This window comes from Streptomyces luteolus (assembly GCF_029968015.1).
Taxonomy (GTDB): Bacteria; Actinomycetota; Actinomycetes; order Streptomycetales; family Streptomycetaceae; genus Streptomyces; species Streptomyces luteolus.
Genome location: NZ_JASCIS010000033.1, coordinates 1 through 18849 on the forward strand (window position 1 = coordinate 1; position 18849 = coordinate 18849).

Below are 18849 nucleotides of genomic sequence, written 5' to 3' on the forward strand. Positions count from 1 at the left end.
CCTGCTCTCCCTCCTCGTCGCCGCCCTCGTCATCGCCATCGCCGTCCTGCGCGAACGCGGCCACACCCGCAGCAACCTGTCCGGCGAACTCGACGCCTGACCCACCCCGCACCCGTATCAGCGCCCGCCTACCGCAGTCCGGAGATCCGGAACACCGTCCGCACCGTCTCCCCATCGATCCGCCGGGACAGCTGCTCCACCGCCGTCCTGCCGCAGAGCAGCAGGCCACGGTCGGTGGAGAGGCGGGTGCCCTGCTCGAAGAGACGCCAGAGTTCGGGGTCGCGGATCAGCACGTCCGGGTCGAGTTCCAGCCGCGCGCCGTGCGCGTCACGGAGCAGCAGTCGGCGCGAGACGCCGTCCACCCAGCGGACGGAGACCAGGGCGTCGGTGCGCACCACCCGCTTCCGCAGCAGGCCCCGGGTGGCCACCCAGCCCGGCCCCGCCGTGACCCGGGGCGGCAGCAGTACGACGAAGAGCAGTACGCCGAGGCCGGTCCACAGCGCGGTCCGGGGGAGGGTGAGCCGTCCCGCGGCCGTGTCGGCGACCGTCAGCAGGGCAAGGAGGACGCCGGCGCAGAGGGCGGCGTCGCGGAGCTCGGCAGCCCAATGGGGGTCGTGGACACGGTGGTTGGCGGTGGGCGGGTGGTCCGTGGACTCTTCGGTGCGGCGTCCCATGGGACCGAGGCTAGGGAGACGGGCGGTCGCCGCCGACACGTTTGGCGGCTCGCTGACGTCGTACTGACATGACTCTGACGGCTCCCCGCCCGCGCCCGTCAGGGGCACGTAAGAAATCAGGACCGCGCCATGAAGGACCCGTCAGGGGCCCGCTCCGGTGGCCGGGAGCGGCGCGAACCTGACCGCACCCGACCATGAACGGCCCTCGCGGGCCCTTGAAGGAGTGCGCCAGATGTCCGTCCTGACTGCCCAGTCCGGCACCACCCCCGCCGCGGAGGAACCGCCGGACAGCGGCGAACGGCACCGGCTGACCGCCCTGACCGGTCTCGCCGCTCTCTCCCTCGACGCGATGGCCTCCGTGGCGTACGGGCCGGAGGCGATCGTGCTCGTGCTCGCCGCCGCGGGCGGGGCAGGCCTCGGCTTCACACTTCCCGTGACGCTCGCCATCGCCGGTCTGCTCGCCGTCCTGGTCGCCTCCTACCGCCAGGTGATCGCCGCGTTCCCGGACGGCGGCGGCTCCTACGCCGTGGCGAAGCGGCACCTGGGGCGGCGCACGAGCCTGGTCGCCGCCGCCTCGCTCGTACTGGACTACGTGCTGAACGTCGCGGTCGCCGTCACCGCGGGAGTCGCCGCGCTGACCTCCGCCTTCCCTGAGCTGTACGGCGACCGGCTGGTCCTCTGCCTCGGTGTCCTCGTGCTCGTCACCGCGGTGAACCTGCGCGGCATCGTCCAGTCCGCGAAGGTGTTCATCGCTCCCACCGCCGTGTTCGTCGTCGCGATCCTCGCGCTGGTCGCCGTGGGCCTGTTCCGGGACGGCCCGGTGTCGACGGCGGCCGCCGATGGCCAGGCCGCAGCGCTCGCCGGCAACGCCACCACGGTGGGTGCGCTGCTCCTCCTGAAGGCCTTCGCGTCCGGCTGCTCCGCGCTGACCGGCGTCGAGGCCATCGCCAACGCCGTGCCCCAGTTCCGGCGGCCGCGTGCCCGGCGCGCGCAGCACGCGGAGATCGCGCTCGGCGTACTGCTCGGCCTGATGCTGGTCGGCCTGTCGGTGCTGATCTCCCGCTTCGGCCTGCGACCGGTCGAGGGCGTCACCGTCCTCGCGCAGCTCGCGGACGCCTCGCTCGGCCACAACTGGGCTTTCTACGTGGTCCAGTTCGCGACGACGATCCTGCTCGCGCTGTCCGCGAACACCTCCTTCGGCGGCCTGCCGGTCCTGCTCAAGCTGCTCGCCGGGGACAACTACCTGCCGCACGTCTTCGCCCTGAAGGCCGACCGGCAGGTGCACCGGCACGGTGTGCTCGCGCTCGCCGCCGTGTCGGCCGCACTGCTGGTGTTCTCCGGCGGCGACACCAACACCCTCGTGCCGCTCTTCGCGATCGGCGTCTTCGTCGGCTTCACCGTCGCCCAGACCGGCATGGTGCTGCACTGGCAGCGCGAGCGCGGCCCGCGGTGGGCGGCCAAAGCGGTGCTCAACGGCCTCGGCGCCCTGCTCACCGGCGTCAGCGCGATCGTCGTGACCGCCACCAAGTTCCACGAGGGCGCCTGGCTGATCGTGGTCGCGCTGCCGCTGCTCGTGCTCGCCTTCGAGACCGTCCACCGCGCCTACGCGGACATCGGCGAGCGGCTCGGCATCGGCCGCGTGCCCGAACCCCCGTACAGCGACCGCTCGTTGGTGGTCGTGCCGGTGGGCGGCCTGTCGAAGCTGACCCGTGAGGCGCTGAACGCGGCGGTCTCGCTCGGGGACGAGGTGCGCGCCGTGACCGTGACGTACGACGAGCCCGAGGACCGGGAGGCCGCGGTCGCGCTGCTCCGCGACTGGGAGCTGTGGAACCCGGGCGTAGACCTGGTGGAGCTCAGGTCCGCCCACCGCACCGTGGGGCGCCCCGTGGCCGCGTACGTGCGGGAGGTGCACGCCCACCACCCGGGCACCCGGGTCACCGTGCTCATCCCGGAGGCGGAGCCGGCCCACCTCTGGCAGCGGATCCTGCAGAACCAGCGGGGCGCGGTCGTCGCCCACGCCGTGCGGCGGGAGACGGACGCGGCGATCTGCCGCCTCCGCCTCCGGCTCGCCTGACGCCCCCGCGACCTTCCCGGGTTCCGTGGCCTTTGCGCAGGTCAGCAACGGAATGGACACGGCCGCGTATGGGCGGCGTCAAGGGCGGACGGGGACTCGTATGAGCCTCGTCAAGAGGGGCCGCCGAGCCGTATGGGAGGCGTCAACGGGGGTCGTCCGTGCCTGTTGCAGGAGGTTTCCTCTACGACGGAGCTCGTCGAACGACTCGTCGACCGGGCCGCCGGAACGGCTCGTCGGGGCGGTAGTCGGCGTGGCCCGTCGAAGGAGCCGCTCGCCGGAGCGACCCGTACATCCCTTCACTTCACCTCAGGAGTTTGCGATGGCCGACGTGGCCTTCGTCGTCACCACGGTCGCGGTGTTCGCGCTGGTGGCCCTTGTCGCCAAGGGGGTGGCAAAGCTGTGACCACCGAAAACATCGTCGGCCTCATCGTGGCCGTCTCCCTTCTCGGCTACCTCGTACTCGCCCTCATCGATCCGGAGAGGTTCTGAAGCCGGACATGAGTCCCGAACTTGCCGGCGTGCTCCAGCTGCTCGCGCTCATAGCGGCCCTGGCGCTCGCCCACCGCCCCCTCGGCGACCACATGGCCAGGGTCTACTCCTCCGACCGGCACCTGCGGGTCGAGAAGTGGATCTACCGGGCCATCGGCGCCAACCCGAGCGCCGAGATGCGCTGGCCCGCGTACCTGCGCGGCGTCCTCGCCTTCTCCGGCGTCGGCGTGCTCTTCCTCTACCTGCTGCAGCGGTCGCAGGGCATGCTGCCGGGTTCGCTCGGCTTCGCGTCGATCGACCCGGACCAGGCCTTCAACACCGCCGCCTCCTTCGTCGCCAACACCAACTGGCAGTCGTACTCCGGCGAGCAGGCCATGGGCCACGTCGTGCAGACCGGCGGCCTCGCGGTGCAGAACTTCGTCTCCGCCGCCGTCGGCATGGCGGTCGCGGTCGCCCTCGTACGCGGCTTCGCCAGGACCCGCACCGGTGAACTCGGCAACTTCTGGGCCGACTTGGTGCGGGGAGTCGTACGGATCCTGGTGCCTATCGCGGTGCTGGGCGCGCTCGTCCTCGTCGCCTGCGGGGCGATCCAGAACTTCGCCGGCATCCACGAGGTCGGTCAGTTCGTGGGCGGATCGCAGCAGTGGAACGGCGGGGCGGTCGCCTCGCAGGAGGTCATCAAGGAGCTGGGGACCAACGGCGGCGGCTACTTCAACGCCAACTCCGCGCACCCCTTCGAGAACCCGAACCCGTTCTCCAACCTCTTCGAGGTCTTCCTGATCCTGCTGATCCCGTTCACGCTGACCCGGACCTTCGGCAAGATGGTCGGATCGGTCAGGCAGGGCTACGCGATCCTCGGCACGATGGCCGTCATCTGGATCGCCTTCACCGCCCTGATGCTGTGGACCGAATTCGCGGGCAGGGGACCGGCGTTCGAGGCCGCGGGCGGCGCCATGGAGGGCAAGGAGACCCGCTTCGGCATCGGCGCCTCGGCGATCTTCTCGGTGGCGACCACGCTCACCTCGACCGGTGCGGTGAACTCCTTTCACTCCTCCAACACCGGGTTCGGCGGCGGCCTCAACCTGCTCGGCATGCAGCTCGGCGAGATCGCGCCCGGCGGGGTCGGCTCCGGCCTCTACGGCATGCTGATCATGGCGATCGTGGCGGTGTTCATCGCCGGACTGATGGTCGGGCGTACGCCGGAGTACCTGGGTAAGAAGATCGGCACCCGCGAGATCAAGTTCGCCGCCTGCTACATCCTGATCACCCCGGCGCTCGTGCTCGGCTTCACCGCTGCCGCGATGGCCCTGGACACCCCGGCCGACTCGATGACCAACTCGGGCGCGCACGGCTTCTCCGAGATCCTGTACGCCTACACCTCGGGCGCCAACAACAACGGCTCCGCCTTCGCCGGTCTGAACGCCGACACGCAGTGGTTCAACAGCACCATCGGTATCGCGATGCTGCTCGGCCGCTTCCTGCCGATGGTGTTCGTGCTCGCCCTGGCCGGTTCGCTGGCCGAGCAGCGGCCGATCCCGGCCACCGCGGGCACCCTGCGTACCGAGAAGCCGCTGTTCACCGGCCTCGTGGTCGGCACCGTCCTGATCGTCACCGGCCTGACGTACTTCCCGGCACTGGCCCTCGGCCCGCTCGCGGAAGGACTGGCGGCATGACCACCCCCGGCACCCCCACCACGCCCACCACCCCCACCACGCCCACCACCCCCACCACCCCCGTCAAGCAGCAGGATCCGACCGAGCAGGACGTCATGCCCACAGCCACCACCCCGACCCGGTCCCCGCACAGCGACGTGCCCACCGGTCACCAGCAGGACGCCGGCAAGGTGGGGGCGGGGCTCTTCGATCCGTCCCAGCTCGTCAAGTCGCTGCCCGACGCGATCCGCAAACTGGACCCGCGGGTCATGGTCAAGTCGCCCGTGATGTTCGTGGTCCTGGTGGGCTCGGTCGTCACCACCGTGCTTGCCGTCCTGGACCCGGGCGACTGGTTCGGCTGGGCCATCACCGCGTGGCTCTGGCTCACCACACTCTTCGCGAATCTGGCGGAGGCGGTGGCCGAGGGCCGCGGCAAGGCCCAGGCCGACACCCTGCGCAAGGCCAAGACCGACACGGTGGCCCGTCGCGTGGTCGGCCCGAACGAGGAACGCGTCCCCGGCACCGACCTGCGCATCGGCGACCTCGTCGTCTGCGAGGCGGGCGACATCATCCCCGGCGACGGTGATGTCGTCGAGGGCGTGGCCTCCGTCGACGAGTCCGCCATCACCGGCGAATCGGCCCCCGTCATCCGGGAGTCGGGCGGCGACCGCAGTGCCGTGACCGGCGGCACGAAGGTGCTCTCGGACCGGATCGTCGTCAAGATCACGACGAAGCCGGGGGAGACCTTCATCGACCGCATGATCAACCTGGTCGAGGGCGCGGCCCGGCAGAAGACGCCCAACGAGATCGCCCTCAACATCCTCCTGGCGTCCCTGACGATCGTCTTCCTGCTCGCCGTCGTCACCCTGAAGCCGTTCGCGATCTACGCGGGCGCCGACGGCCAGACCTCGCTCATCGTCCTCACCGCCCTCCTTGTCTGCCTCATCCCGACGACGATCGGTGCGCTGCTCTCGGCGATCGGCATCGCGGGCATGGACCGCCTGGTCCAGCGGAACGTCCTGGCCATGTCCGGCAGGGCGGTCGAAGCCGCGGGCGACGTCTCGACGCTGCTGCTCGACAAGACCGGCACCATCACCCTGGGCAACCGCCAGGCCGCCGAGTTCGTCCCCGTACGCGGAGTCCCGGCCGCCGAACTCGCGGACGCCGCCCAGCTCTCCTCCCTCGCGGACGAGACCCCCGAGGGCCGCTCCGTCGTCGTACTCGCCAAGGAGAAGTACGGCCTTCGCGAGCGCCGTCAGGGCGAACTGGAGCACGCCGGCTGGATCGGGTTCACCGCCCAGACCCGGATGTCGGGCGTGGACGTGGACGGCCGCATGATCCGCAAGGGCGCGACCGGATCGATCGTCGCCTGGGTCGAGGAGCGCGGCGGGAACGCCTCGGACGAGGCACAGCGGCTCACCGACACGATCGCGCAGGCCGGCGGCACGCCCCTGCTCGTCGCGGTCGACGACGTCGACGGTGCGCGGGTGCTGGGCGTCATCCACCTCAAGGACGTCGTCAAGGACGGCATGCGGGAGCGGTTCGAGGAGCTGCGCCGCATGGGCATCAAGACCGTCATGATCACCGGCGACAACCCGCTGACCGCCAGGGCGATCGCCGAGGAGGCAGGCGTCGACGACTTCCTCGCGGAGGCCACCCCCGAGGACAAGATGGCGCTGATCCGGCGCGAGCAGGCGGGCGGCAAGCTCGTCGCGATGACCGGCGACGGCACGAACGACGCCCCCGCGCTCGCGCAGGCGGACGTAGGCGTGGCCATGAACACCGGTACGTCGGCCGCGAAGGAGGCCGGCAACATGGTCGACCTCGACTCCAACCCGACCAAGCTCATCGAGATCGTCGAGATCGGCAAGCAACTCCTCATCACCCGGGGCGCGTTGACGACCTTCTCGATCGCCAACGACGTGGCGAAGTACTTCGCGATCATCCCGGCGATGTTCGCGGTGGCCTACCCGTCGCTCGACAAGCTCAACATCATGGGCCTGTCCTCGCCCGAGTCCGCGATCCTCTCCGCGGTCGTGTTCAACGCGCTCGTCATCGTCGCCCTGGTGCCCCTCGCGCTGAAGGGCGTGCGGTACCGGCCGATGAGCGCGGACCGGATGCTGCGCCGCAACCTCGGCGTCTACGGACTCGGCGGGCTCGTCGCCCCGTTCATCGGCATCAAGATCATCGACATGCTCCTCTCCCTCCTCCCCGGCATTGGGTGACCTGGTCATGAACAACTCCGCAGTGAACACCGCCCGGTTGATCGGGGCAGGGCTGCGCGCCCTGATCGTCCTCACCGTGCTGTGCGGCGTCCTCTACCCGCTCGCGGTGACCGGCGTCGCCCAGGCCCTGTTCCCCGACCGGGCCAACGGCTCCGAGATCAAGGACTCCACCGGCCGGGTCGTCGGCTCCGAACTCATCGGCCAGCGCTACGACTTGCCCCTGAGGAAGGGCGAGGAGACCCCCGCCCCCGACCTCAGGTGGTTCCAGCCGCGCCCCTCCAACGGCCTGGGCGAGAACAGCGTCAACACCCAGTACAAGCTGATCCTGTCCGGCGCCACCAACCGCGCCGGGGACAACAGCGAACTGCTCCAGTGGGTGAAGGACGCCAAGGCGGCGGTCGTACGGGACAACTCCACCGCCGACTTCACGGTCAAGCCCTCCGACGTGCCCGCCGACGCGGTCACCTCCTCCGGCTCCGGCCTCGACCCGCACATCTCCCCGCGCTACGCCGACCTCCAGGCGCACCGCATCGCGGAGCGGAACCACCTGGACGTCCAGCGGGTCCGCGAACTGGTCGACCAGCACACCGAGGGGCGCTCCCTCGGCTTCATGGGCGAGCCCCGCGTCAACGTCCTCCAGCTCAACATCGCGCTCAAGGAACTGACGGCGAGGAGCTGATGGAAGCGGGCGCGAGCAGCGGGATCCGGCGGGCCACCCCGGGCCGGACCAGGCCAGGGCCCGCCGCCTCCCGCTGCCGCGAACCAGGGGAGACGGGCCCTGGCTACGACACCGACCGCACCGACGACAAGGAAGGCCGCACCGATGACGCGGGTGCTGGTGGTGGAGGACGATCCGCAGCCCGTACGGGCACTCGCGATCAACCTTCAGGCACGTTCAGTACGAACGAGTTCTTCCTGGAGACCCTGATGGCCCAGCTGAGGCGCAAACTGGAAGCCGACCCCTCCCACCCCCACCACCTGATCACGGAACCGGGAATGGGGTACCGCTTCGAGCAGTAGACGAGGACGACGCGTACGACGACGCGTACGACGACGCGTACGACGGCGCGTACGACGACGACACGGACGAGGGCAAGAGGAACCGGAGCCATGGGACGCGGCAAGTTCAGGATCTACCTCGGCGCGGCGCCGGGCGTCGGCAAGACCTACGCGATGCTCTCCGAGGGGCACCGCCGCGTCGAACGCGGCACGGACTGCGTGGTCGCCTTCGTGGCCACACACGACCGGCCGCGCACCGAGGTGATGCTGCACGGTCTGGAACAGGTCGCGCACAGCGAACTGGAGTACCGGGGCTCGGTCTTCACGGAGATGAACGTGGACGCCGTACTGGAGCGCGGTCCCGCGGTCGCCCTCGTCGACGAACTCGCGCACACCAACGTCCCCGGCTCCCGCAACGCCAAGCGCTGGCAGGACGTCGAGGAACTCCTGGCCGCGGGCATCGACGTCGTCTCGACGGTCAACATCCAGCACCTCGAATCACTGGGCGACGTCGTCGAGTCGATCACCGGGATACGGCAGCGGGAGACCGTCCCCGACGAGGTCGTACGCCGCGCGGACCAGATCGAACTCGTCGACATGTCACCACAGGCCCTGCGCCGCCGCATGGCCCACGGCAACATCTACAAACCCGACAAGATCGACGCGGCCCTGTCCAACTACTTCCGGCCCGGAAACCTCACCGCCCTGCGGGAGTTGGCGCTGCTCTGGACCGCCGACCGGGTGGACGAGTACCTCAACCAGTACCGCTCCGAGCACAGCGTCTCCACGATCTGGGGATCCCGCGAACGCATCGTCGTCGGCCTCACCGGTGGCCCGGAGGGCCGTACGCTCATCCGCCGCGCCGCCCGGCTCGCCGAGAAGGGCGCGGGCGGCGAGCTGCTCGCCGTGTACATCGCCCGCAGCGACGGCCTGAGCAACGCGTCCCCCAAGGAACTCGTCGTCCAGCGCACCCTGACCGACGACCTCGGCGGCACCTTCCACCACGTCATCGGCGACGACATCCCCACCGCACTCCTGGAGTTCGCGCGCGGCGTCAACGCCACCCAGATCGTCCTCGGCGTCTCCCGCCGCAAGCCCTGGCAGTACGTCTTCGGCCCCGGCGTCAGCGCGACCGTGGCCCGCGACTCGGGCCCCGACCTCGATGTCCACCTGGTCACCCACGACGCCGTGGGCCAGGGCCGCGCCCTTCCGGTGGCCCGCTCGGCGCGGCTCGGCCGGGGCCGGATCCTGGCCGGCTGGCTGACCGGAGTCGCCGGCCCGGCCCTCCTCGCCTACCTGCTGACCAGTGTCCTTCCGGACGTGGGCCTGGCCAACGACATGCTGCTGTTCCTCGGCCTGACGGTCGGCGCCGCCCTGCTCGGCGGCCGCTGGCCTGCCCTCGGCTGCGCGGTCGTCAGCTCCCTGCTGATCAACTGGTACTTCACCCCGCCGGTGCACACGCTGACCGTCTCGGACGCGCAGAACGTCGTCGCCATCGCCATCTTCGTGGGCGTAGCCGTCGCCGTCGCCTCGGTCGTCGACCGCGCCGCCCGGCGCACCGAGGAGGCGGCCCGGCTGCGCGCCGAGTCCGAGATCCTCTCCTTCCTGGCCGGCAGCGTCCTGCGCGGCGACACCGGCCTCGACGCCCTGCTCGAACGCGTCCGCGAGACGTTCAGCATGGAGTCCGCCGCACTTCTGGAACGCGCCGGCGATGTCGACCCGTGGACGTGCACGGCCCGCGTCGGCAGCGGCGAGCCGCCCGCCCGGCCCGAGGACGCCGATGTGGACGTACCCGTCGGCGACGACCTGTCGCTTGCCCTCACCGGCAGGGTGCTCCCCGCCGAGGACCGCCGAGTCCTCGCCGCGTTCGCCGCCCAGGCAGCCGTGGTCCTCGACCGCCGCCGCCTCAAGGACCAGGCCGAACAGGCCCGCACCATGGCCGTGGACAACCGCATCCGCACCGCGCTGCTCGCCGCCGTCTCGCACGACCTGCGCACCCCGCTCGCCGGCATCAAGGCGTCCGTGTCCTCGCTGCGTTCGGACGACGTGGAGTGGTCGGAGGAGGACCGCGCCGAGCTGCTCGAAGGGATCGAGGACGGCGCCGACCGGCTCGACCACCTGGTCGGCAACCTGCTCGACATGTCCCGCCTGCAGACCGGCACCGTCACACCCCTGATCCGCGAGACCGACCTCGACGAGGTGGTGCCGATGGCGCTCGGCGGCGTACCCGAGGACAGCGTGCACCTCGACATCCCCGAGACCCTCCCCATGATCTCGGCGGACCGGGGCCTGCTCGAACGCGCCGTCGCCAACGTGGTGGAGAACGCGGTGAAGTACAGCCCCGAGGGCCGGGCCGTCCTGGTCTCCGCCAGCACGATGGCCGACCGGGTCGAGGTGCGCGTCGTGGACCGCGGCTCCGGCGTCCCGGACGACGCCAAGGACCGCATCTTCGAGCCCTTCCAGCGCTACGGCGACGTGCCGCGCGGCGCCGGGGTGGGCCTCGGCCTCGCGGTCGCCCGCGGCTTCACCGAAGCGATGGGCGGCACGCTGACGGCCGAGGACACGCCCGGCGGAGGCCTGACGATGGTCCTCACCCTGCGCGCCGGCCCGAGCCGAGCGAGAACGAGCCCGGACCTTCCGCCGACGGTCACGTCCTAGATCGCGTCTGTAGAGTCCCGTCGCCCGCGAGTCCCGTCGTTCGCGAAGTCCCGTCGTCCGCCCGGAGGTCGGGCCTTAGAAATACCCGCGCCGTGAGGCGCGGTCGCGCAGGCGCGTGATTCCGAAGGCCAGCGCGCCGATCGCGATCACCGCCCCGCCCCCGATCGGCAGCAACGAGTCCACGACCATGCTCCTGCGCTGGTCGGCCACGCTCGCCTCGCCCACGTCCCGCCCGTTCAGGAGCAGGCGGCAGTCGGTCGTCTCGGACGGAGTGCAGTACGGCTCGAACGTCACGATGGCGTGCACCCCGAAGGCGACCAGGCTGACCCCGACACCCAGCGCGAGCAGCCACAGCAGGAAGACCGCCACCGCCAGCACCCGGCCGTCGAGGGCGAGGACCACGCCCACGAGCACGCTGACGAAGATGATCGCCGCGTAGGCGAGGGTGACCCAGACCCACAACCCGCTCGCGAATCCCACCGGCAGCAGGATCACCGAGAACGCCAGACACCAGTAGAGGCCGTTGCGGAGACTGTCCTGCAGATCGTCCATCGGCCCCCTGCCCACGCCATCGCCCACCGCGGGTGGCGCCGCCCGCCCCGCGCCGTACGCCAGGAGCCCCGGCGGGGGACGCACCGCAGTGTAGGGGCGGACACGGAACGAGTCGACAGCCCGCGGAGCGCGGCCGCGGAGCCACGCACTCCATCCCGCGAAGCCCCAACTCCCCGCCCAGTCGGGTCAGTTCCCGTCAACCATGTCGTACGCGACCTTCGGCAGGAACTGGCCCGCCGTGGAGCCGGTGCCGACGCCGCAGTCGCCGTCGGACTCGCCCGGCAGCTTGACCCAGAGCAGCATCTCGGCACGGCCGCCGGTCCGGCTCGGGGTGCCGGTCCTGCGCCCCGGCGGGTTGCACCACTCGCCGTCGGACCCGTTGCCGTTGCGGCTGGTGTCGACGACGTACGGCTTGGTGTATCCGTACGCGGAGAGCGCCGCGTTGACGGAGTCGCCGTACTTCGTGTTCTCGCTGGTGGAGAAGTAGTTGGAGACGTTCAGGGAGAAGCCGTGGGCCCGGGTGGCGCCGGCGCCGTTCAGGTGTCCGGCGATGGTCACCGGGTCCAGCCAGCCGGGGTTGCCCGCGTCGAGATAGGTCCAGGTGCGGGGTGCCGAGGCGGCGAACCGGTCGAGGGCGTACCTGAGCATGGCGTTGCGCTCGTCGATCTGTTTCTGCGTCAGGCAGCTGTAGTCGCCCAGGGAGTCGGGCTCGACGACGACGAGTGCGGGGCGGTCGCCGATGGCCGCGGCGAACGACCTGATCCAGGTGCGGTACGCCTGCGGGGTGCCGGCGCCACCGCCCGAGTGGCCGCCGCAGGCGTCACGGCCGGGGATGTTGTACGCGACCAGCACCGGCAGCTTGTCGGCGGCGTCGGCCGCTCCCACGTACGCGGAGACGGCGGTGGAGATGGTGCCGCTCCAGTTGCCGAACCATCGGGCGCTGGGCCGCCGCGCGATCCCGGTGTCGATGGCGGCGGCCTTGCTGTCGTCCGGGTTGGCCGCCACCCAGGCGGCGGCGGTGGAGTCCGGGTCGACGTAGAACCCGCTGGTCCGCTCGACCGGCGAGCCCTGGGCCGCCGCGGGCTCCGGCTCAGCTGCCGCGAGCGGGGTGAGCAGGCAGGGGAGGAGGGTCGTGACGGCGGCGACGAGCCCGGCTCGGCGGGAGGCCCGCATGGTTCATCCCTTCTTCGGAAGCGCTCTCTGGGAGCGCTCCCATCGACTGCCGTCAGTGCCCCGGGCACGCAGACGATCGTCCACGTGTGAACGCTGTCCAGCTCCGCCACCGCGCCCTGGCCGAGGGGGTGCCTGGTGATGTCCGGGGCAGGGGCAGGGGCAGGGGCAGGGGCAGGGGCAGGTGCGCATGAAGGTGCTCCCTCGTGGCTGGGGGTGACGTGACACCTCATGCCTTCCACGCCTTGACCCGTCCGACCGCCCAGCCCACCGGCCGGCCCAACGACACGCTCACGGACTCCGGGCGGCCGCCGATGAGTTCGGTCCGGGATCCCGGTCTACCGTCCTGAAACCGTTGACTGCGAGGGAGACCCCGTCATGTACCAGCAGATGATCTTCGTGAACCTGGCCACCGGCGACCTCGGCGCCGCCAGGAAGTTCTTCACCGCCCTGGGCTACGAGATCAACGCCCAGTTCAGCGACGAGACCACCGCCTCGATCCCGCTCAGCGACACCATCGTCGTCATGCTCCACACGCCGGAGAAGTACGCCGAGTTCACCAAGAAGCAGATCGTGGACTCGACCACCTCCAGCGAGGTGCTGCTCGCCCTGAGCGCCGAGAGCCGCGAGAAGGTCGACGAACTGGTCGAGAAGGCCGTCGCGGCAGGCGGCCGGGTCACGGGGGAGACCCAGGACCACGGCTTCATGTACGGCCGCGCCTTCGACGACCTGGACGGGCACACGTGGGAGGTCGTGTGGATGGACCCGGCCGCCGTGGAGGGCTGACGGCGCCGGTGCCGCCTGCGCCTGGCGGTCGGGGGTTGTTTCGACTTAGTCCGACGCGTGCCGTGAGACGTCGGTGATCCGGCACTTCACCGGGCCGTCCGCCTCCTCGAAGCCCGTGGCGGTCTCGCGGGCGACCTGGCCGGGGGCGAGGTGGTGCGTGGAGACGAAGCCCTCGTCGACGCGTTCGCCGCCGGGGTCCACGAACTCGATGTCGATGAAGTAGTCGGACGGCTTCGCGCTGTGGTTCGTGATCCGCAGCTCGGCGGTCGGCAGGCGGGGGTCGTCCGGGACGGTGCAGCTCGTGATCTCCACGTCGGCGCGCGGGCCGGTGACCGCGGGAGTCGGTTGTTCCTGTCGGGGTGGGGTGCGGGGAGACCTGTGATCCCCACCGTCGCCGGTGACGACCGCGATCACCCCGATGGCGATCACCACGGCTGCGATGCCGAGCAGGACGCGGAGCAGGACGCGGAGCAGGGCCCGGACCCGTCCCGTACCGGAACGCTTCGGCGGGGGCGGCTGACCCCACCGCGGTCCACCGCGGGGCGTGCCCCGGTCCGGGGGTGGGGGTGGGGAGTTCCAGTTCGGCATGACGCCCCCCAGGTGCGGTGCGGGGCTGATGCACCCAGACTCCTCCCGCCGGGGCGTTCGTGCACCTCGGCGCCCCCGGGCCGCCGGGCCCGGCCCCGCTCTCCCGGCGGGTCCTCTCACCCCCTGCTGCTCCCGCCTCCCCGGCAACTGCGCGCGCGGCGCCGTCAGTTGCCGGGACGTTTCCACCTCGGCGGTGTCGCGCGGGTCTCGTCGAGCGTGGTGAGGGCGAGGAGGAGCGCCTCGACCCGGGGTCCGTTGGGGGGAGAGACCACCGTCGCCCGGATGCTCGTCGGTCTCGTCGCCCCTGGCCGGGGGACCGTCACGGTCTCAGGGCGTCCGCGCGGGAGGGCTGCTCGTAGACCCCGGCGTTACGATCACCAAAGGCCAACGGCCCGCCCAACGTAGGAAGGACGAAGGATGGAAGCCGCCGAACTGCCGTATCTGCGCCGCTGCGTGGAGCTGGCCGCGGAAGCGCTCGACGCCGGGGACGAGCCCTTCGGCTCCGTGCTCGTGAACGCCGAGGGCAAGACCCTCGCCGAGGACCGCAACCGCGTGGCGGGCGGCGACCACACCCAGCACCCCGAGTTCGCCCTCGCGCGCTGGGCCGCCGGACACCTGAGCCCGCGGGAGCGCGCCGCCGCCACCGTGTACACCTCCGGCGAGCACTGCCCGATGTGCTCCGCCGCCCACGCCTGGGTCGGCCTCGGCCGCATCGTGTACGTCGCCTCATCCGCCCAACTCGGCGACTGGCTCACCGAGTTGGGCGTCCCGGCCGCGCCCGTACGGCCGTTGCCGATCAACGACATCGCCCCGGACGTACGGGTCGAGGGACCGGTCCCCGAGCTGGTGGAAGAGGTCAGGGAACTGCACCGCCGCCTGCACACCGGGGCGGCAGGGCCGCCCGGCACCGGCTGACCGCCACAGAACCGGAGGCCCCTGGCTGACAGCACCGGCTGACCGCCACAGAACCGGAGGCCCCTGGCTGACAGCACCGGAGGCCCTGGCTAACCGCACCGGCTGACCGCCACAGCATCGGAGGCCCCTGGCTGACAGCACCGGAGGCCCTGGCTGACCGCACCGGCTGACCGCCACAGCACCGGAGGCCACCGGCTGAGGGCCGGGCGGCACCTCCATCCACCGTGCGCCTCGCCCCCACGCCGCCTACGGTGACAGGGACAGGTACACAAGGCCGGGGGCGGGAAAGGGCTGGACACTATGACCGCATTCGCGGACGGCGCACCCTGCTGGGTGGATGCCATGTTTCCCGACGTCGGCGCCGCCCAGGAGTTCTACGGCGAGCTGCTCGGCTGGACCTTCGACGAGGGCTCGCCCGAGTTCGGCGGATACACCCAGGCGTACGCGGACGGCAAGGCGGTCGCCGCCGTCGTACCGCAGCTGCCCGAGATGACCGGGCAGCCCGCGGCCTGGAACTTCTACTTCGCCTCCTCCGACGTCGCCGCCACGGCGGAGAAGATCACCGCCAACGGCGGCAAGCTGGTGATGCAGCCGATGGCCGTGGGCGACTTCGGCACGATGGTCACCGCCCAGGACCCCAGCGGGGTGCACTTCAGCGTGTGGCAGGCCGGCAACCACGAAGGCTTCGCGAAGACGGGCGAGCCCGGCTCCTTCTGCTGGGCCGAGGTCAACACCCGCGACGTGGCCAAGGCGGACGCGTTCTTCCCGGCGGTCTTCGGCTTCGGCGAGAAGCAGATCGTGGACGAGCAGATGGACTTCCGGATCTGGGAGGTCGCCGGGCAGCCGGTGATCGGCCGCTTCAAGATGGGCGATGACATTCCGGCCGACGTACCGCCGTACATCAGCGTGTACTTCGGTGTGGAGGACTGCGACGCGGCCGTCGCCACCATCCAACGCCTCGGCGGCCAGGCGTTCTTCGGCCCGATGACCACGCCCTTCGGCCGTTTCGCCGCGGTCGCCGACCAGCAGGGCGCGGCCTTCGCCGTGATCGACCCGACGACGACGGAAGGCGACATGCCGGAGCTGGCGGAGCCGCCGAGCTGACTTCGCACCGCCTCCGCACATCGGGGTGTCACTCACGCGGCCGTGAGTGACACCCCGACCGCCGTCCCCCCTCGGGCCAGGTCCCGGCTACACCGAAGGATGTACCGCGTACACCCCCGTTCTCCTCACTGCTCACGACGATCCCGGCGCCCCCACCGACCACGATGGGAGGACCGCAGGGAAACCGAACCGTAGAGGAGACGCTGATGCCGCACGTCGAGCCGGACACGACGAGCCCCTCGGCGGCGGCAAGTCCTCGCACTCCGCCGCCCGCCCGCGCGGGCCGCCTCCCACTCCTCGACGTGCTGCGCGGCGTGGCGATCATCGGCACCCTGATGACCAACGTCTGGATCTTCACCGGTCCGGGTGCCGAGGTCGGCTTCCTCAACGGGGCCGCCGGGGCGAGCCTGCACACCCTGCTCGACGACCCGACACCGGGCAACACCGCGGAGAGCGTCTTCCGCTTCCTGGCCGACGGCAAGTTCCTGTCCCTGCTGACCGTCCTCTTCGGCGTCGGCCTGGCCATCCAGTACGACTCGGCGCTGCGCAAGGGCCTGAAGTGGCCGGGCCGCTACGACCGCCGAGCCCTGTTCCTCTTCGGTGAAGGTCTGCTGCACTTCATCCTCATCTTCGCCTGGGACGTACTCATGGGGTACGCGGTGACCGCGTACCTCGTAGCCCGGCTGCTGAACCGAAGCGACCGCTTCCGGCGCCGCGTGATGTGGACGGCCGCAGGCCTCCACCTCACCGTGATCGGCCTGCTCACGTTCGTCCTCGCCACCGCGCCCGAGGCCGACGGAAGCGGCGCCGACGACGCGATCGCCCTCTACGCGGACGGCAGCTACCTCGACCAAGTCCTGTTCCGCCTGCGCAACATGGCGGCCCTGCGCATCGAACCGGTGCTCTCCTTCGGCCTGCTGGTGTGCCTCTTCCTCCTCGGCGTCCGCCTCCACCGCGCGGGCGCCTTCGCCCAGAACACCACCGGCCGAGCCCTGCGCACCCGCATGGCCGTCTGGGGCCTGACGATCGGACTGCCCCTGAACGCGGCTGTGTCCCTCGCGGGCCCGGACTGGTTCCTGATCGGCCGCTACGTCGCCGCCCCCGCCGTCGCGATCGGCTACATCGGCCTGATCGGCGCCCTCTTCGACCGCGTCCGCCACCCCGGCCCCCTCACTCACGGCCTCACCGCCCTCGGCCGCTGCGCCCTCTCCGGCTACGTACTGCAGAACCTGCTCTGCGTCCTCCTCGCGTACGGCTTCGGCCTCGGCCTCGCCAGCCGCCTCGCGGACACCGGCCCCTGGTGGGTGATGGGCCTGTGGGCGGCGGTCTCGCTCACCCTGATGGCCGGAGCAGCGCTGTGGCTGCGCCGCTTCCGGCAGGGCCCGTTGGAGACGCTCCAGAAGCGAGCGCTGAGCCGGTGACCGTACGGGGTGTCGTACGGGCTCTGTGCATGCCGTACGACACCCCCGAGCGGGGTACGGGGTCCCGCCGAGCCATGTCCGGTTGTACCCCTCTCAGCTAGGTTGTCCGGCATGAGCAACCTAGACCGTCAGGCCTCCCTGTCCGTCTGCGGTGGGCGAGGCTTCGTCGTCGCCGAGCCGGTACGTGAACTCCTCAACCCGCGCCACGTCCAGCTCGGCGAGTCCACCGAAGTCCGCCGACTGCTCCCCAACTTGGGCCGCCGCATGGTCGGCGCCTGGTGCTTCGTCGACCACTACGGCCCCGACGACATCGCCTCCGAGCCCGGCATGCAGGTCCCGCCCCACCCGCACCAGGGGCTGCAGACCGTCAGCTGGCTGCACGAGGGCGAGGTCCTGCACCAGGACTCCCTCGGCAGCCGCGCGACGGTACGCCCGCGCGAGCTGGGCCTCATGACCTCCGGCAGCGCCATCAGCCACTCCGAACAGTCCCCGGTGCCCCACCCCCGCTACCTGCACGGCGCCCAGCTCTGGGTCGCCCTGCCGGACCGCCACCGCCACGTCGACGCCCACTTCGAACACCACGCCACCCTGCCCCGGGCGACAGCCCCCGGCCTCACGGCCACGGTGATCCTCGGCTCGATCGACGGCGCGACCTCCCCCGGCACGACGTACACCCCGATCGTCGGCGCCGACCTCGCCCTGACGGCAGGCGCGAACGTCCAACTCCCCCTGGAACCCGACTTCGAGTACGCGATCCTCTCGATGTCCGGCGAGGTCCACGTGGACGACGTCCCGGTCCTCCCCGGCTCGATGCTCTACCTCGGCTGCGGCCGTACGGAACTCCCGCTGCGCGCGGAGTCGAACGCGGGCCTGATGCTCCTCGGCGGCGAGCCGTTCGCGGAGGAGATCGTGATGTGGTGGAACTTCATCGGGCGCTCCAACGAGGAGATCGCGCAGGCCCGTTCGGACTGGATGGACGGTGATCGCTTCGGTGAGGTGAAGGGCTACAACGGGGCTTCACTACCCGCCCCGGAACTCCCCGCAGTACCGCTGAAACCACGGGGTCGGGTGCGCTGAGCTGGGGTTTCATCGTGTGCGAGACGAGTTCGCGCCTGTGGCCTGAGCTTCGCAGATTGATGGTCACGTCCTGCTTCTCCACCGTGGTTCGAGATCGGTCGGGGGAGGGCGGGGCGTGACAAGGTGAACCCTTGTAAGACCGGGTAAGGCAAACCTAATGCTGACCCAATGCTGACTCTACTGACGCGTAATCAGCTCCTGCGAGTATGCAGGGTCGATGGCGGTTCGTTGTGCGCGCGAGGCCTCCCGCCTGACTGGCGGGCATTTCGTTGCCGATGGTGTTCGGATCGCCGAGAAGGGGCGAAGGCGAGTGGGAGCCGATCGAACCTGTGATCTTGGATCTTGCAGAGAGTGAACAAGACCCGTAAATGACCGCGCGTTCGCAACTGCACCGCCCGCCGAGGCCAGCCCTGCGGTGGCCTGGTTCCGGTGGTGATGACGACTCGGTTCCAGCCTCAGCTTGGC

At 70.9% G+C, this 18849-nt stretch carries 16 protein-coding genes and 1 pseudogene; 13 read left to right on the forward strand and 4 right to left on the reverse strand.

Translation table 11 applies throughout. From position 1 onward, the window contains the following. Window positions 1–128 precede the first annotated feature (128 nt). Complete coding sequence (locus QIT00_RS26985; protein ID WP_282538019.1) at window positions 129–674, reverse strand: hypothetical protein; 546 nt, start codon at window positions 672–674, stop codon at window positions 129–131. Between the two features lie 232 nt (window positions 675–906). Between QIT00_RS26985 and QIT00_RS26990 the strand changes: the two genes are divergently transcribed. The 8 genes and pseudogenes from QIT00_RS26990 (at window position 907) to QIT00_RS27025 (ending at window position 10771) form a co-directional block, all read left to right on the forward strand. Then, window positions 907–2748 (forward strand): APC family permease, encoded by a 1842-nt coding sequence (locus QIT00_RS26990; protein WP_282538020.1) that lies wholly within the window; start codon window positions 907–909, stop codon window positions 2746–2748. 100 nt (window positions 2749–2848) lie between these two features. Then, on the forward strand, window positions 2849–3151 hold the full coding sequence (locus tag QIT00_RS26995; protein ID WP_282538021.1) for a hypothetical protein: 303 nt from the start codon (window positions 2849–2851) through the stop codon (window positions 3149–3151). After that, the gene (gene kdpF, locus QIT00_RS27000; protein WP_282538022.1) at window positions 3148–3237 is read left to right on the forward strand and encodes a K(+)-transporting ATPase subunit F; all 90 of its coding nucleotides are present in this window, start codon (window positions 3148–3150) and stop codon (window positions 3235–3237) included. The genes QIT00_RS26995 and kdpF overlap by 4 nt, the downstream gene beginning before the upstream one ends. An 8-nt stretch (window positions 3238–3245) precedes the next feature. Beyond that, a complete protein-coding gene (gene kdpA, locus QIT00_RS27005) occupies window positions 3246–4910 on the forward strand; it encodes a potassium-transporting ATPase subunit KdpA (RefSeq protein ID WP_282538023.1) in 1665 nt (554 codons plus the stop codon). A gap of 95 nt (window positions 4911–5005) precedes the next feature. Continuing rightward, a complete protein-coding gene (kdpB, locus tag QIT00_RS27010; RefSeq protein WP_282538087.1) occupies window positions 5006–7114 on the forward strand; it encodes a potassium-transporting ATPase subunit KdpB in 2109 nt (702 codons plus the stop codon). A gap of 7 nt (window positions 7115–7121) precedes the next feature. Next, a complete protein-coding gene (locus tag QIT00_RS27015) occupies window positions 7122–7793 on the forward strand; it encodes a potassium-transporting ATPase subunit C (RefSeq protein WP_282538024.1) in 672 nt (223 codons plus the stop codon). A gap of 242 nt (window positions 7794–8035) precedes the next feature. Continuing rightward, window positions 8036–8134: pseudogene (locus QIT00_RS27020) on the forward strand (winged helix-turn-helix domain-containing protein); the annotation flags it as partial. A 90-nt stretch (window positions 8135–8224) separates the two neighbouring features. After that, window positions 8225–10771: a sensor histidine kinase gene (locus tag QIT00_RS27025; protein ID WP_282538025.1), complete on the forward strand. Its 2547-nt coding sequence runs from the start codon at window positions 8225–8227 to the stop codon at window positions 10769–10771. Between the two features lie 75 nt (window positions 10772–10846). Here QIT00_RS27025 and QIT00_RS27030 read toward each other — a convergent pair whose 3' ends face one another. Next, on the reverse strand, window positions 10847–11323 hold the full coding sequence (locus tag QIT00_RS27030) for a hypothetical protein (RefSeq protein WP_282538026.1): 477 nt from the start codon (window positions 11321–11323) through the stop codon (window positions 10847–10849). A 186-nt stretch (window positions 11324–11509) separates the two neighbouring features. Beyond that, window positions 11510–12496 (reverse strand): glycoside hydrolase family 6 protein, encoded by a 987-nt coding sequence (locus QIT00_RS27035; RefSeq protein ID WP_282538027.1) that lies wholly within the window; start codon window positions 12494–12496, stop codon window positions 11510–11512. A gap of 375 nt (window positions 12497–12871) precedes the next feature. Between QIT00_RS27035 and QIT00_RS27040 the strand changes: the two genes are divergently transcribed. Then, a complete protein-coding gene (locus tag QIT00_RS27040) occupies window positions 12872–13279 on the forward strand; it encodes a VOC family protein (protein WP_282538028.1) in 408 nt (135 codons plus the stop codon). Between the two features lie 45 nt (window positions 13280–13324). On the opposite strand, the gene QIT00_RS27045 is transcribed toward QIT00_RS27040, so the two are convergent. Further along, window positions 13325–13867, reverse strand: a complete 543-nt coding sequence (locus tag QIT00_RS27045; protein WP_282538029.1) for a hypothetical protein — start codon at window positions 13865–13867, stop codon at window positions 13325–13327. Between the two features lie 417 nt (window positions 13868–14284). Between QIT00_RS27045 and QIT00_RS27050 the strand changes: the two genes are divergently transcribed. From QIT00_RS27050 to QIT00_RS27065, 4 genes are all read left to right on the forward strand, one after another. Next, a complete protein-coding gene (locus QIT00_RS27050; RefSeq protein ID WP_282538030.1) occupies window positions 14285–14782 on the forward strand; it encodes a nucleoside deaminase in 498 nt (165 codons plus the stop codon). A gap of 300 nt (window positions 14783–15082) precedes the next feature. Next, window positions 15083–15886 (forward strand): VOC family protein, encoded by an 804-nt coding sequence (locus QIT00_RS27055; protein ID WP_282538031.1) that lies wholly within the window; start codon window positions 15083–15085, stop codon window positions 15884–15886. Window positions 15887–16092: 206 nt separating this feature from the next. Further along, window positions 16093–17307: a DUF418 domain-containing protein gene (locus QIT00_RS27060; RefSeq protein ID WP_282538032.1), complete on the forward strand. Its 1215-nt coding sequence runs from the start codon at window positions 16093–16095 to the stop codon at window positions 17305–17307. 111 nt (window positions 17308–17418) lie between these two features. After that, window positions 17419–18384 (forward strand): pirin family protein, encoded by a 966-nt coding sequence (locus tag QIT00_RS27065; RefSeq protein WP_282538033.1) that lies wholly within the window; start codon window positions 17419–17421, stop codon window positions 18382–18384. Window positions 18385–18849: the final 465 nt, after the last annotated feature.